This window comes from Pseudomonas sp. P4_C1 (assembly GCF_056402155.1).
Genome location: NZ_JBFUHY010000003.1, coordinates 205,917 through 219,174 on the forward strand (window position 1 = coordinate 205,917; position 13,258 = coordinate 219,174).

Consider the following 13,258-nt stretch of genomic DNA (forward strand, 5'->3'; position numbering starts at 1 on the left):
CGTTTTTGGGTGAGTTATTTCAAGCCAGGCACGAAACCTGTGGGAGCGAGCTTGCTCGCGATGAGGGCGTGTCAGTCGACAACTTTGTGAATGTCACTCCGCTATCGCGAGCAAGCTCGCTCCCACAGGGATCTGTGGTGGATTGGACATTGAGGCCTCAGGCCTTGCCCGGAATCCCGTACTTGCGCAACCGATGGGCTATTGCGGTGTGGGAGGTTTGCAGGCGGGTCGCCAGTTGCCGGGTCGAGGGATAGCTGGCGTAAAGCTTTTCCAGCAGGGTTTTTTCGAATTCGTCCATGGCCTGTTCCAGGCTGTCGACGTCGTGGTCGCTCTGGCGCGCTACCGAGGTGCCAGCGATGTCGAGGTCGCCGATGTCCACCAGGCTGCTTTCGCAGATCGCCGCGGCACGGAAGATCACGTTTTGCAATTGCCGCACGTTGCCCGGCCAGCGGTTGCCCAGCAGCGCCGGGTAAGTGCCCGGCGCCAGGCGACAGATCGGGCGCTGGATCTGCGCGCAGGCCTGCTGCATGAAGTAACGGGCCAGTAGCAGGATGTCCTGGCCGCGTTCGCGCAGGGGTGGCACTTCGACGTTGAGGACGTTGAGGCGATAGAACAGGTCTTCGCGGAACAGGCCTTCGCCGACCATTTTTTCCAGGTCGCGGTGGGTCGCGCTGAGGATCCGTACGTTGACCTTGACCTCACGGTCTCCGCCGACCCGGCGAAAACTGCCGTCGTTGAGGAAACGCAACAATTTGGCCTGCAAGTACGGCGACATTTCGCCGATTTCATCGAGAAACACCGTGCCCTGGTTGGCCAGTTCCATCAGTCCTGGCTTACCGCCCCGCTGCGCGCCAGTGAAAGCGCCGGGGGCGTAGCCGAACAGTTCGCTTTCGGCGAGGTTCTCCGGCAATGCCGCGCAATTCAACGCCAGAAACGGTGAGCTGTGCCGGGCGCTGATGGCGTGGCAGGCCCGGGCCACCAGTTCTTTGCCGGTGCCGGTTTCGCCCTGGATCAACAGCGGTGCATCGAGGGCCGCCACCCGCTGGGCGCGCGCCTTGAGGGTGCGGATCACCGGGGACTCGCCGAGCAGTGCGTCGAAACCTTCGGCGTGGTCATGGTGCAGCGCGGAAAGGCGTTCGCCGATGCGGTTCGGTTGATACAGGGTCAGCAGGGCGCCAGCATCGGTAATCGGAGTGGCGTCGAGCAACAGGGTCTGGCCGTTGACGGTGATTTCCCGCAGCGGCAGGCGAAAGCCCTGTTCAAGCAGGGCGTCGAGCAAGGCCGGGTCGGAAAACAGCTCGCCCACGCTTTCACCGTTCGGTTCGCGGCCGTACAGGGCGATCAAGGCCGGGTTGGCCAGCAGCACCTTGCCGTTGCTGTCCAGCGCCAGTACCGGGTCGGTCATGGCGGCCAGCAAGGCGTCGAGCTGCAAGTGCCGGCGCTGGCCGGGCAGGATGTCGACCACCGTCACCGCTTGCACGCCACGCACGCTGAACAGGGCATCGCGCAGCTCCTCGAGCACTTGCGGGCTCAGGGTCGGGGCGTCGATATAAACATTGGGCGGGACCATTTCCACCGCATCCAGGTTCAGATTGCGCCCACCGAGAAGGGCCAGGACTTCCTGGGTGATACCGACGCGGTCGATGAAGCTGACGTGGATACGCATGGGGCGGTCTTGGGTTCTGCAGTGCGGAGGGTGGCAAGTATGCCTTGGGGCGGGCGAATGGTGAAATGTGCCGCCGATATTCAGGGCGACATTGATCTTTGTAGGAGTGAGCCTGCTCGCGAAAGCGAGGTATCAGTCACAAAGATATTGGCTGACACTCCGCCTTCGCGAGCAGGCTCGCTCCTACAGGGAGACTAGGTTATTCGAAGTGTTCGGGGTTTACCGGGTCGCCTGATTTCATATTCAACTGCTGCCGGATGTCTTCAAACATCAAATCGTAATGTTTGTGGACCGATCCGATCTGGCTGTGCGTCTTCGGAATCCCGTACTTCTCGGCGATTTTCGTCACGTTGCTGGCGAAGTTGTAGGCCTCCTCCTTGGGCAGGAAGAAGGGCTCTGACATCTCCTTGCCCTGAATGCTGCCATGCATAGTGAACTGGATGCCTTTTTCCCCTTTGGCATTCTTGCTGACTTCATAGTCGAGGTGCACGTTGTAGCTGACATCATCCGGGGTCAGCGCATGTCGTTCGATGTGCAAGTGACCTGGCTCAAACTGTGCCATAGACGTCTCTCCTTACAAGTAGGTAATGCCTGGTGTTGCCGTACTGATGCGTGTACCGGCGGTGCCCTGGACAATTGCTTCGATGTCCGCGAGCGAACCGATCACTGCGACTTTTCCAGTATGGCGCGCGAATTCGCAGGCTGCCTGCACCTTCGGTCCCATGGAGCCGGCGGCGAAGCCGAGTTTTTCCATTTCGTCGGGGTGGGCCTGGGCGATGGCTTTCTGCGTGGGCTTGCCGAAGTCGATGAAAGCGGCGTTGACGTCAGTGGCGATCACCAGCAGATCGGCTTCAAGCTGTTCGGCCAGCAGCGCCGAGCACAGGTCTTTGTCGATGACCGCTTCGACGCCCTCGAGTTTGCCGGGCGAGGTATACATGGTCGGAATGCCGCCGCCACCGGCGCAGATCACGATGCTGCTTTTTTCCAGCAGCCATTTGATCGGACGGATTTCGAAGATGCGCTTGGGTTTCGGGCTGGCAACCACGCGGCGGTATTTGTCGCCGTCAGGGGCGATTGCCCAGCCTTTTTCGGCGGCGAGTTTTTCCGCATCGGCCTTGCTGTAGACCGGGCCGATGGGCTTGGTGGGGTTCTTGAAGGCCGGGTCATTGGCATCGACTTCGACCTGGGTAAGCAAGGTCGCGAAGGGCACTTCGAAGTCCAGCAGGTTGCCCAGTTCCTGTTCGATGATGTAGCCGATCATGCCTTCAGTTTCGGCGCCGAGCACATCCAGCGGGTAAGGGGTGACAGAGGTGTAGGCCGCCGCTTGCAATGACAGCAGGCCGACTTGCGGGCCATTGCCGTGGGCGATGACCAGTTGGTTGCCGGAATGGATCTTGGCGATCTGTTCGGTGGCGATCCGGATGTTGGCGCGCTGGTTGTCAGCGGTCATGGGTTCACCCCGGCGGAGCAGGGCATTACCGCCCAGAGCAACGACGATACGCATGGTGCAGTCCTTCTAAACTGAGAAGTAAGCGAGAGACTCGGCTCTTGGTGGAACCCGGACCCTGTGGGAGCGAGCTTGCTCGCGATGGGGGCGCCGCGGTCTGTCAGATGCACCGCGGCGCTGCCATCGCAGGCAAGCCAGCTCCCACACTGACCGTGTTGGGCCAGGAAGAGCCGAATCAGCCTTTAGAGATCCGCCAGCGTCGACACCAGAATCGCCTTGATGGTGTGCATGCGGTTTTCCGCTTGCTCGAAGGCGATGCAGGCCGGCGACTCGAACACGTCATCGGTCACTTCGATGCCGTTCTTCAGGTGCGGGTACTGCTCGGCAATCTGCTTGCCGATTTTGGTATCACTGTTGTGGAACGCCGGCAGGCAGTGCATGAACTTGGTGCGCGGGTTGCCGGTGGCTTTCATCAGTTCGGCGTTGACCTGATACGGCAGCAATTGCTGGATGCGCTCGGCCCAGGCTTCGACCGGTTCGCCCATCGACACCCAGACGTCGGTGTGGATGAAGTCCACGCCCTTGACCGCCGCTTTCGGGTCTTCGGTGAGGGTGATGCGCGCGCCGCTTTCTTCTGCGTATTGCTTGCAACGAGCCACCAGGTCGTCCGCCGGCCACAGGGCTTTCGGGGCGCAGATGCGCACGTCCATGCCGAGCTTGGCGCCGATCAGCAGCAGCGAGTTACCCATGTTGTTGCGCGCATCGCCGAGGTAGGTGTAGCTGATTTCGTGGATCGGTTTGTCGGCATGTTCGCGCATGGTCAGCACGTCAGCGATCATTTGCGTTGGGTGGTATTCATCGGTCAGGCCATTGAACACCGGCACACCGGCGAACTTGGCCAGTTCCTCGACGATTTCCTGCTTGAAGCCACGGTACTCGATGGCGTCATACATGCGCCCGAGCACGCGGGCGGTGTCCTTCATGCTTTCCTTGTGGCCGATCTGCGAAGAGTTCGGGTCGATGTAGGTGACGTTGGCGCCCTGGTCATAGGCTGCGACTTCAAACGCACAGCGAGTGCGGGTCGAGGTCTTTTCGAAGATCAGCGCGATGTTGTTGCCCTTGAGATGCTGCTGTTCGGTGCCGGTGTACTTGGCACGCTTGAGGTCGCGGGACAGGTCGAGCAGGTAGCGCAATTCGCGAGGGGTGTGGTGTTCCAGGCTCAGCAGATTGCGGTTATGGATATTGAACGCCATTTTGGATCTCCTAAGGTGAACAGGTTAGTAGTCAATCGGGTCGCGGATGATCGGGCAGGTCATGCAATGGCCGCCGCCCCGTCCCCGGCCGAGTTCGCCGGCGCTGATGGTGATCACTTCCACGCCGGCCTTGCGCAGCAGGGTATTGGTGTAGGTATTGCGGTCGTAGCCGATGACCACGCCTGGCTCCACGGCCACCACGTTGTTGCCGTCGTCCCATTGCTCGCGTTCGGCGGCGAAGCTGTTGCCGCCGGTTTCCACCACGCGCAGGGCCTTGAGATTGAGGGCCTGGGCCACGGTGTCGAGGAAGTTGGTTTCTTCGCGGCGGATGTCGATGCCGCCCGCTTTGCTTTCATCGGGACGCAGGGTGAAGGCGACAATCTGGTTCACCACTTCCGGGAAGATCGTGACGAGGTCGCGATCGCAGAAGCTGAACACGGTGTCCAGGTGCATCGCCGCGCGGGATTTCGGCAGGCCGGCGACGATGACTTTCTCGACGGCTTTGTTTTTGAACAGGTTCACCGCCAGTTGCGCAATGGCCTGGCGCGACGAGCGTTCGCCCATGCCGATCAACACCACGCCGTTGCCGATCGGCATCACATCACCGCCCTCAAGGGTGGAGTTGCCATGGTCCTTGTCCGGGTCGCCGTACCAGATCTGGAAGTCGGCGCTGGTGAACGCGGGGTGGAACTTGTAGATGGCGGTGGTCAGCAGGGTTTCCTGACGGCGCGCCGGCCAGTACATCGGGTTGAGGGTGACGCCACCGTAGATCCAGCAGGTGGTATCGCGGGTGAACTGGGTGTTGGGCAGCGGCGGCAGGATGAAGCTGGAGTTGCCGAGGAAGTCGCGGAACATCTCGATGGCCTTGCCACCGAAACTGGTCGGCAGATCATCGCCCGATACGCCGCCGATCAGGAACTCGGCGATCTTGCGCGGCTGCAGGCTGCGCAGCCACGAGGCGGTTTCGTTGATCAGGCCCAGGCCCACCGAGTTGGCGGTGATCTTGCGTTCCAGGATCCAGTCCAGGGCTTCGGGGATGGCGACGATGTCCGTCAGCAGGTTGTGCATTTCCAGCACATCGATGTTGCGTTCGCGCATCTTGGTGACGAAGTCGAAGTGGTCGCGTTTGGCCTGGGCCACCCACAGCACATCGTCGAACAGCAGTTCATCACAGTTGTTCGGGGTCAGCCGCTGATGGGCCAGGCCTGGGGAGCAAACCATGACTTTGCGCAGTTTGCCGGCTTCGGAATGGACGCCGTACTTAACTTTTTCCGTGGTCATTACAGTGATCCTCCAGATGTCAAAACAGTGCTTCCAGAAACAGAAGCTAAAGAGTCAGGAAGCCGTCATAGAGACCGTAGGCCGCCACCGCGGCGCCCACGACCACCGCAGCGAAAATCAGCTTCTCGACGTTGGTGAAAACCGGTTTGTTGATTTCCAGCTTGGCCTTGGCGAACAGGATCACACCGGGGGCGTAAAGCAGGGCGGACAGCAGCAGGTACTTGATGCCGCCGGCGTACAGCAGCCAGATCGCGTAGACCAGGGCCACCGCGCCGATGATGAGATCCTTCTGCCGTTCGCCCGCCGCGCCTTCGTAGCTTTCGCCACGCACCGCCAACAGCAACGCGTAGGCCGCCGACCACAGGTACGGCACCAGGATCATCGAGGTGGCGAGGTAGATCAGCGACAGGTAAGTGCTGGCGGAGAACAGCGTGATGATCAGGAAAACCTGGACCATGGCGTTGGTCAGCCACAGGGCGTTGACCGGTACATGGTTGGCGTTTTCGCGGCGCAAAAACGCCGGCATGGTGTGGTCCCTGGCGGCGGCGAACATGATCTCCGCGCACAGCAGCACCCACGACAGCAACGCCCCCAGCAACGAGATGATCAAACCGACACTGATCAGCACCGCGCCCCAGTGACCGACCACGTGTTCCAGCACGGCGGCCATCGACGGGTTCTGCAGTTTGGCCAGCTCTGGCTGGGTCATGATCCCTAGCGACAGCACATTCACCAGGACCAAAAACAGCAGCACGGTGACGAAGCCGATCACGGTGGCCTTACCCACATCGCTGCGTTTTTCCGCCCGGGCCGAAAAGATGCTCGCGCCTTCGATGCCGATGAACACCCACACGGTGACCAGCATCATTTTGCGCACCTGGTCCATCACGCTGCCCAGGTCCGGGTTCTTCAGGCCCCAGATGTCGGCGGTGAAGATGTCCAGCTTGAAGGCGAATAATGCAATCAACATGAACAACAGCAGCGGCACGATCTTGGCGACGGTGGTCACCAGGTTGATGAACGCTGCTTCCTTTATTCCTCGCAGTACGAGGAAATGTACGGCCCAGAGCAGCACCGAGGCGCCGATCACGGCGGCAGGGGTATTGCCCTCCCCAAATAGCGGAAAGAAGTAGCCGAGCGTGCTGAACAGCAAGACGAAGTAGCCAACGTTGCCCAGCCAGGCACTGATCCAGTACCCCCAGGCGGACGAGAAGCCCATGTAGTCGCCGAAACCGGCCTTGGCGTAGGCGTAAACCCCGCCATCAAGGTCGGGTTTGCGGTTGGCCAGGGTCTGGAACACAAACGCCAGGGTGAGCATGCCGACGGCGGTGATCGCCCAACCGATCAGAATGGCGCCGACATCGGCACTGGCGGCCATGTTTTGTGGCAAGGAAAAGATCCCGCCACCAATCATCGAACCCACGACTAACGCAACCAGCGCGCCGAGTTTGAGTTTTCCGGGAGCTTCAGACATTGCATGACTCCAATGCAGGAGAAGAGAGGCAACAGACTAATTCTGTTGGCCATCCAATCAGCTGACTTAGATCACTAAATGAGAGCGTTCCCAAGTTGTTGGCGGAGTGCCATCATTCGCAGGGCTGTTGCCTGTAATGCCTGATCTAGAGGCTTTTGCAGATTATTCAAGAACTTTTTAGCATTTGTTTCGAATTATGACGCTAGTTGGTTTTTCAAAATCTGCAAATTTTATTCATGCATTTTTTGTACTGAATTGATGTATTAAAAAAACGTATAAAACTAATGATTATATCGATGCCACAATAGCCGTTTTGTGCAAGTTAAAAGACGGTTGTTGGCGATATTCAATAAACCTTATTACTCTTCATCAATTTTATTAACGTCCGCTATGTGACGACCTCGCGGCAGTTGCCGCCTCAAAAAATGGAGCTGCAACGATGTCGCAATCACCGAACAAGCTTCGCTTGAGCGCATTGATCGCGTTGGTGGTGGGTCTGTGAAGCTGTTGCTGGCCTACCAGCCACCCTATGACTGGCCGGCGTTGCTCGGGTTTTTGTCGGCGCGGGCGATTGTCGGGTTGGAAACGGTGGTCGACGGTGTGTATTCGCGCAGCATCGGTTTGAACGGTGCTTGCGGTATGTTCTCGATCCAGCCTGGCACCTCGGATGCCCTTGAGTTGACCCTGGATTTTCCTGATTCGGGTGCCGTCCCTGCAATCGTCGCAAGCGTGCGGCGGATGTTTGATCTGGACGCCGACCTGTCCACGATTCACCGGCACCTGGCAGTTGATCCCCTGTTGGCGCGGCTGATTGCCGAGCACCCCGGGCTGCGTGTGCCGGGGGCGTGGGATGGCCTGGAGTTGGCGATCCGCGCGGTGCTGGGGCAGCAGATTACGGTGGCGGCGGCGATCAAGCTGGCGGGCAAACTGGTAGCACAGTACGGCACGCCATTCCATTCACGGTTGCCGGGGTTGACCCATGTGTTTCCCGAGGTCAGCGTTTTGGCTGGCGCGGATCTGGCTGCGTTGGGCATGCCGAAAAGCCGAGGCCGGACGCTGTCGGGGGTGGCCCAGGCATTACTCGATGATCCGCGGTTGTTCGAGCCCGGTCGGGAGGGAGGCGTAGCGCGGTTATTGGCCTTGCACGGGATTGGTGACTGGACGGCGCAATACATTGCGTTGCGACAGTTGCGGGAGATGGATGGATTTCCCAATGGCGACGTGGGGTTGATCAATGCGTTGGCGGCGCTGGAGGGTGGGCCGGTGACAGCCAGGCAGCTGTTGTTGCGGGCTGAGGGGTGGCGGCCTTATCGAGGGTATGCGGCGCAGGTGCTGTGGACTTCTTTGAGTCGGGCGGACTGAGCTGATCCCGGTTTTTTGTTGCCGCTTCTGGCGCCATCGCGGGCAAGCCCGCTCCCACAGTTGATCGCGGTCGCTCGGAAGTTCTCGGTCACCTGTGGGAGCGGGCTTGCCCGCGATGGCGATATGACTGTCACCACCACTGCGCGGGATGTGAACCCAGTTCAGTAGCGGGCAATGCCCACCGCAACGGCGTCCCGATGATCTTCAGGGGCGCCTGCAACCGATGCGCCGGCCCCCAGGGTGTTTGCTCAACCTGTATCCCCTGATCGTGTTGATCTTCGGCGCGCAACTGCTCATCCGGGCCGGCTCCTTGCCCGATCAACAACTTCGCGGTACACGCCAACGACAACCGGGCCGAGCCCCCCGTACTGTCGTTCAACCGCTGCGCCAACAACCGGATCGCACTGGCCGCCATCAAATACCCGGTGGCGTGATCGAGGGCCTGTACCGGCAACGGCGTCGGCTTGTCCGCCTGCTTCCAGCGCATGCCCGCTTCGGCAATGCCACTGCTCATCTGCACCAGGCTGTCGAAGCCCCGGCGGTTTTGCCAGGGGCCGCTCCAGCCATAGGCGTTGAGGCAAACATCGATCAGGCCCGGGTTCAGTTGCCGGCGCTCATTCATGCCCAGGCCAAGCCGCTCCAGTGCATCGGCGCGATAGCCGTGGAGCAGAATGTCGGCGTCCTTGAGCAGGCATTCGAATACGTCGCGGTCGGACCTGTCGTTCAGATCAAGACGCGCGCAGCGTTTTCCCAACGTGACTTCCGGCACCACCCCCGGCTCGTTCCAGGTCGGCGGATCGATACGCAAGACATCGGCGCCCAGGCCTGCCAGAAAGCGGCTGGCGATGGGGCCTGCCAGCACCCGGGTTAAATCCAGCACCTTGATGCCCGACAGTGGCCGGGACACTGAGCCCGCCCACGGTTTGTCGCTCTGGCCAGGGTGGTTGGTGAAATGAATCAAGGTTTCGGCATTTACCGCCTGGCCTTGAGGATGGGTCTGCCATTGATCCCAGGTGCGCATTTCGGCGGCACAGCCACCGGCATCGACCACCGCCTGCTCCAGCTCGCTTTTCGCCCATTGCGCCACTTGGCAAGCCATCGCTGCACGGTCGGTACAGGCACCGAGCACRCTTTCGGCAGCGGCGCGGTGATGGGGGGCGTTGGTGTGCAGGCGAATCCAGCCATCGCGGGTGGCGTAGTCACCGGCCACCGCATCCCACAGCGGCGGAACGCTCCAGCCGATCGGGCGAATCGAGGTTGCGAACCAGAAGGACGCCAGGCGTCGGTCAACTTCAAGGTCGGGCAGGCGTCCGGTTTGTTGGTGCAGCAGTTCGCTGGCGGCCTGGCCGGCGGCGGCCATGCTGGCGCAGGCCAGATCCGTGACGGCAAATGCCGAGGGCAGGGCGCCGCTGGACGTGAATGGAATCGGGGTGTGAGGCAAACCGAGTGCAGCTTGAATGGACGTGAGCAGATCAGTCATCGAAGGGCCCTCCGGAGCGAGAGCCCGATCATAGTTCAAAAAATTCCAGGTCAGATGAAATCCCTCTGTGGGAGCGAGCTTGCTCGCGATGACGGAATTACATTCAACATCAATGTTGATTGAAAGACCGCTATCGCGAGCAAGCTCGCTCCCACAGGGGATCTTCGGTAGGTTTTTAAACGCGGAACTGATCCATCAACTTCATCTGCTGGGTGGTCAGGGCGTTGAGCTGGCTGCTGATCTGCGCCGACTCCGTGGCCTGGCCGGTCAGGGTTTCGGTGACGGTGCGGATCGCCGAGACGTTGCGGTTGACCTCTTCGGCGACGGCGCTTTGCTGCTCGGCGGCGCTGGCGATTTGCAGGTTCATATCGCTGATCACGGTGACTGCGTCACTGATCTTGCCCAAGGCCTGGACCGCCTGCTGGATCTGCTCGGCGTTGCTGTGGGCCTGGGTCTGGCTTGAGTGCATGGTGGCGACCACGCCGCGGGTGCCGGACTGGATGCGTTCGATCACCAGGCGAATTTCTTCCACCGAGTCCTGGGTACGCTTGGCCAGGTTGCGCACTTCATCGGCCACCACCGCAAAGCCGCGACCGCTCTCGCCGGCACGGGCGGCTTCAATCGCCGCGTTGAGCGCCAGCAGGTTGGTTTGTTCGGCGATGCTGCGAATCACCTCCAGCACCGAACCGATCTGCTCGCTGTTGACCGCGAGGGCTTCGACTTCGGTCACGGCCTTGCTGACCTCTTCGGCCAGTTGATTGATATCGCGGGTGCTGCGCTCGATGATCGACAGGCCGTCGCGGGCCGATTGGTCGGCACCCTTGGCCGCATTGGCCGCGTTCGAAGCGCTGTTGGCGACATCGTGGGCGGTGGCGCTCATTTCGTTGGACGCCGTGGCAACCTGATCGATTTCGCGGAATTGCAACTGCATGCCTTCGCTGGTCTGGCGGGCGATTTCCGAAGACTGGTCGGCGGTGCCGCGGGCATCGGTGATGCTTTGCTTGATCTGCGCGATGGTCGGTTGCAGCTTGTCGAGGAAGCGGTTGAACCAGCTCACCAGTTCGCCCAGTTCGTCCTGCTTGCTGTAGTGCAGGCGCTGGGTCAGGTCGCCGTCGCCACTGGCAATCGCCTTGAGCATGTCGGCTACGCTGTTGATCGGGCGGGTCACGCCGGACGCGGTGAGCCACATCAGCAACAGCCCGAGCAGGCCGGCAATCACCGCCACAGACAGTGCCTTGAGCGTACCGCTTTGCTGGGCATCGTCGAGCACCGCTTGGAGCTTCACCGAGTCGGCCAGCAGCACTTGTTTGGGCAGGTCGATGACCACGGCCCAGGCATTGGCATCGGCAATCGGACTGACCGGGTACACCGCGCGGATCAGGTCGCCTTGCTGGAGAATCTTCGGCGCACCACTACCGAGCAATTGCAGGATGTCCTTGCCATCGACGCCCAGGGTGTCGCCGATGTTCTTGCCGACTTTACCGGCATCGACACTGTAGGCAGCCAGCACACCAGTGCCGGAGACGATCAGCATGTGTCCGGCGCTGTTGAACAGGTCGCGCTGGGAGTTGACCGCCGCCGCTTGCAGGGCATCGAGGGCGATGTCGATACCGACCACACCGATGGACTTGCCATCCACCAGCAGCGGTACGGAAATGGTGGTCATCAACACTTCCTTGCCGCCGACAGTATCGGCGTAGGGGTCGAGCAGGCAGATGCGCTTGCTGTCCCGAGGGCAGGTGTACCAGACGTTGTACGGCGTGCCGCTGAGGTTCAGGGTGGTTTTGGTCATGTCCTCTTCGACCATGATCGTGTTCAGCGACTGACCACCGGCACGGCTCCAGTAGGTGGCGAAACGGCCGATCTCGTTAGACTGGCGGGCGGCGTCGTTGGCGAACTCGCTGTCCTTGCCGTCCAGGCCGTTGGGTTCGAACGCCAGCCAGATGCCCAGCACTTTGCCGTTGCGCTCGAACGCGGTTTTCAGGCTCTGGTTCAACTCTTCACGCAGGGCACCGGGCTCAAGCGAACGCTTGGCGGCCATGGAGCGCATGTCCTTGATCTGGTCCGCGAGGGCGGTCACCACCGTCAGGGTTTCACCGAAGGTCTTCTGCACCCGCACCGCTTGCTCGGCGGCCTTGGCCTGGATCAGGTCCTGCACACTGGCGGTGAGCATTCTGCTGCTGGAGTCGTTGACCAGGTCATCGTTCTGATTGGTCTGGTAAATGTTCATGCCCACTATCAAGGCGACTACGCCCAGCAGGCACAGACCGGACAGCAGGACGATTTTCAGGCGAATGGACAGTGAGTCGAACATAGGGCGAGCTCGCGAAGGAATGAATGGTCGGCTGTGAGCCATTGCGGCTCGACTCGCCAAATCCATTTAGCGCCATTCAATCCACATCGGCGTGGGGGCGAGATTGCATGAGGGGCATGCCGACGAACGGTCAAGGTTGAACGTTTGCGCGGGAAAATGTGCCGAAAAGGGGATTAAAAACGGGGAAAATCGCGTTGGAATTTACGGGGGCTGCGGCAGTGATTCCGGTCGCGACCAGATCCACAGATTGCCCAGCCCCATGCTGGCAATCGCCAGGTAGATCGGCCAGCCATGATCGAGCATCACCAAACATGAGACCGGCACAGGCTCGCACACAGGGTCGGTGTTGTGTCAGGCGACTTACGGGTTGCCGACGGTTTCAATCAGGCCAAGGTGATGATAGTGCTTATCATTAAGCAAGGTGCTCAAGTACTGATTTGTGAAGCTTTACGCGCGACCCTGCAAATAGGTCGCGTAATCGGGAATCCGATGGAGGTGCGCCTGATCCATCAACGGGCTGCTGATCAGGTAGTCGGCGCTGCATTCGTTGCACGCCACCGGGATGTTCCACACTGCTGCGACGCGCAGCAATGCCTTGATATCCGGGTCGTGGGGCTGGGGTTCGAACGGGTCCCAGAAAAATACCAGCATATCGACCCGCTGCTCAGCGATTTGCGCGCCGAGCTGCTGGTCGCCACCCAGTGGCCCGCTGATCATGCTTTGCACCGGCAGGTCGAGGCGTTGTTGCAACAACAAACCCGTGGTGCCAGTGGCGACCAGATCATGTTGGGCCAGTCTGTCTTTTTGCCGTTCGGCCCAGTCCAGCAAGAACACCTTGCAGTGGTCATGGGCAACCAGGGCGATACGCTTGCGCGCCGCCAGGGTCTTTTGTGTAAAGCTGATGCCGATCATGGGTTGTTGCTCCAGAAATGACACGCACCCTGTAGGAGCAGCCGGTCGACGCTCGATTGCTCGCGATGG

10 protein-coding genes and 2 pseudogenes are annotated in these 13,258 nt (G+C 60.6%); 1 reads left to right on the forward strand and 11 read right to left on the reverse strand.

The features are described 5' to 3' along the window. Window positions 1-157: 157 nt before the first annotated feature. From AC1DU9_RS03440 to arcD, 6 genes are all read right to left on the reverse strand, one after another. Window positions 158-1,666, reverse strand: coding sequence for a sigma-54-dependent transcriptional regulator (locus AC1DU9_RS03440; RefSeq protein ID WP_477809733.1), 1,509 nt, complete (start codon window positions 1,664-1,666; stop codon window positions 158-160). Window positions 1,667-1,865: 199 nt separating this feature from the next. Beyond that, entirely contained in the window at window positions 1,866-2,228 is a 363-nt protein-coding gene (locus AC1DU9_RS03445; protein WP_108215109.1) for a DUF5064 family protein, read from the reverse strand. Window positions 2,229-2,240: 12 nt separating this feature from the next. Then, window positions 2,241-3,170 (reverse strand): carbamate kinase, encoded by a 930-nt coding sequence (gene arcC, locus AC1DU9_RS03450; RefSeq protein WP_223459465.1) that lies wholly within the window; start codon window positions 3,168-3,170, stop codon window positions 2,241-2,243. Window positions 3,171-3,355: 185 nt separating this feature from the next. Then, on the reverse strand, window positions 3,356-4,366 hold the full coding sequence (locus AC1DU9_RS03455; RefSeq protein WP_223459463.1) for an ornithine carbamoyltransferase: 1,011 nt from the start codon (window positions 4,364-4,366) through the stop codon (window positions 3,356-3,358). A gap of 24 nt (window positions 4,367-4,390) precedes the next feature. After that, window positions 4,391-5,647, reverse strand: a complete 1,257-nt coding sequence (arcA, locus tag AC1DU9_RS03460) for an arginine deiminase (protein WP_223459461.1) — start codon at window positions 5,645-5,647, stop codon at window positions 4,391-4,393. Between the two features lie 46 nt (window positions 5,648-5,693). After that, window positions 5,694-7,121 (reverse strand): arginine-ornithine antiporter, encoded by a 1,428-nt coding sequence (gene arcD / locus AC1DU9_RS03465; RefSeq protein ID WP_223459459.1) that lies wholly within the window; start codon window positions 7,119-7,121, stop codon window positions 5,694-5,696. Window positions 7,122-7,619: 498 nt separating this feature from the next. On the opposite strand from arcD, the gene AC1DU9_RS03470 reads away from it, so the two are divergent. Continuing rightward, window positions 7,620-8,483, forward strand: a complete 864-nt coding sequence (locus AC1DU9_RS03470) for a DNA-3-methyladenine glycosylase family protein (protein ID WP_223459457.1) — start codon at window positions 7,620-7,622, stop codon at window positions 8,481-8,483. A 130-nt stretch (window positions 8,484-8,613) separates the two neighbouring features. Here the strand turns inward: AC1DU9_RS03470 and AC1DU9_RS03475 are convergent, their stop codons facing one another. The 5 genes and pseudogenes from AC1DU9_RS03475 to AC1DU9_RS03495 all read right to left on the reverse strand — a co-directional run bounded on the left by AC1DU9_RS03475 (window position 8,614) and on the right by AC1DU9_RS03495 (window position 13,189). Further along, window positions 8,614-9,963 (reverse strand): CoA transferase, encoded by a 1,350-nt coding sequence (locus tag AC1DU9_RS03475; protein ID WP_223459455.1) that lies wholly within the window; start codon window positions 9,961-9,963, stop codon window positions 8,614-8,616. Between the two features lie 175 nt (window positions 9,964-10,138). Then, complete coding sequence (locus tag AC1DU9_RS03480; protein ID WP_457266094.1) at window positions 10,139-10,894, reverse strand: methyl-accepting chemotaxis protein; 756 nt, start codon at window positions 10,892-10,894, stop codon at window positions 10,139-10,141. Window positions 10,895-10,996: 102 nt separating this feature from the next. Continuing rightward, window positions 10,997-12,343: pseudogene (locus tag AC1DU9_RS03485) on the reverse strand (methyl-accepting chemotaxis protein); the annotation flags it as partial. A gap of 135 nt (window positions 12,344-12,478) precedes the next feature. After that, window positions 12,479-12,602 (reverse strand): annotated as a pseudogene (locus AC1DU9_RS03490) (DUF454 domain-containing protein); the annotation flags it as partial. 122 nt (window positions 12,603-12,724) lie between these two features. Continuing rightward, complete coding sequence (locus AC1DU9_RS03495; RefSeq protein ID WP_477809736.1) at window positions 12,725-13,189, reverse strand: methylglyoxal synthase; 465 nt, start codon at window positions 13,187-13,189, stop codon at window positions 12,725-12,727. Between the last annotated feature and the right edge of the window lie 69 nt (window positions 13,190-13,258).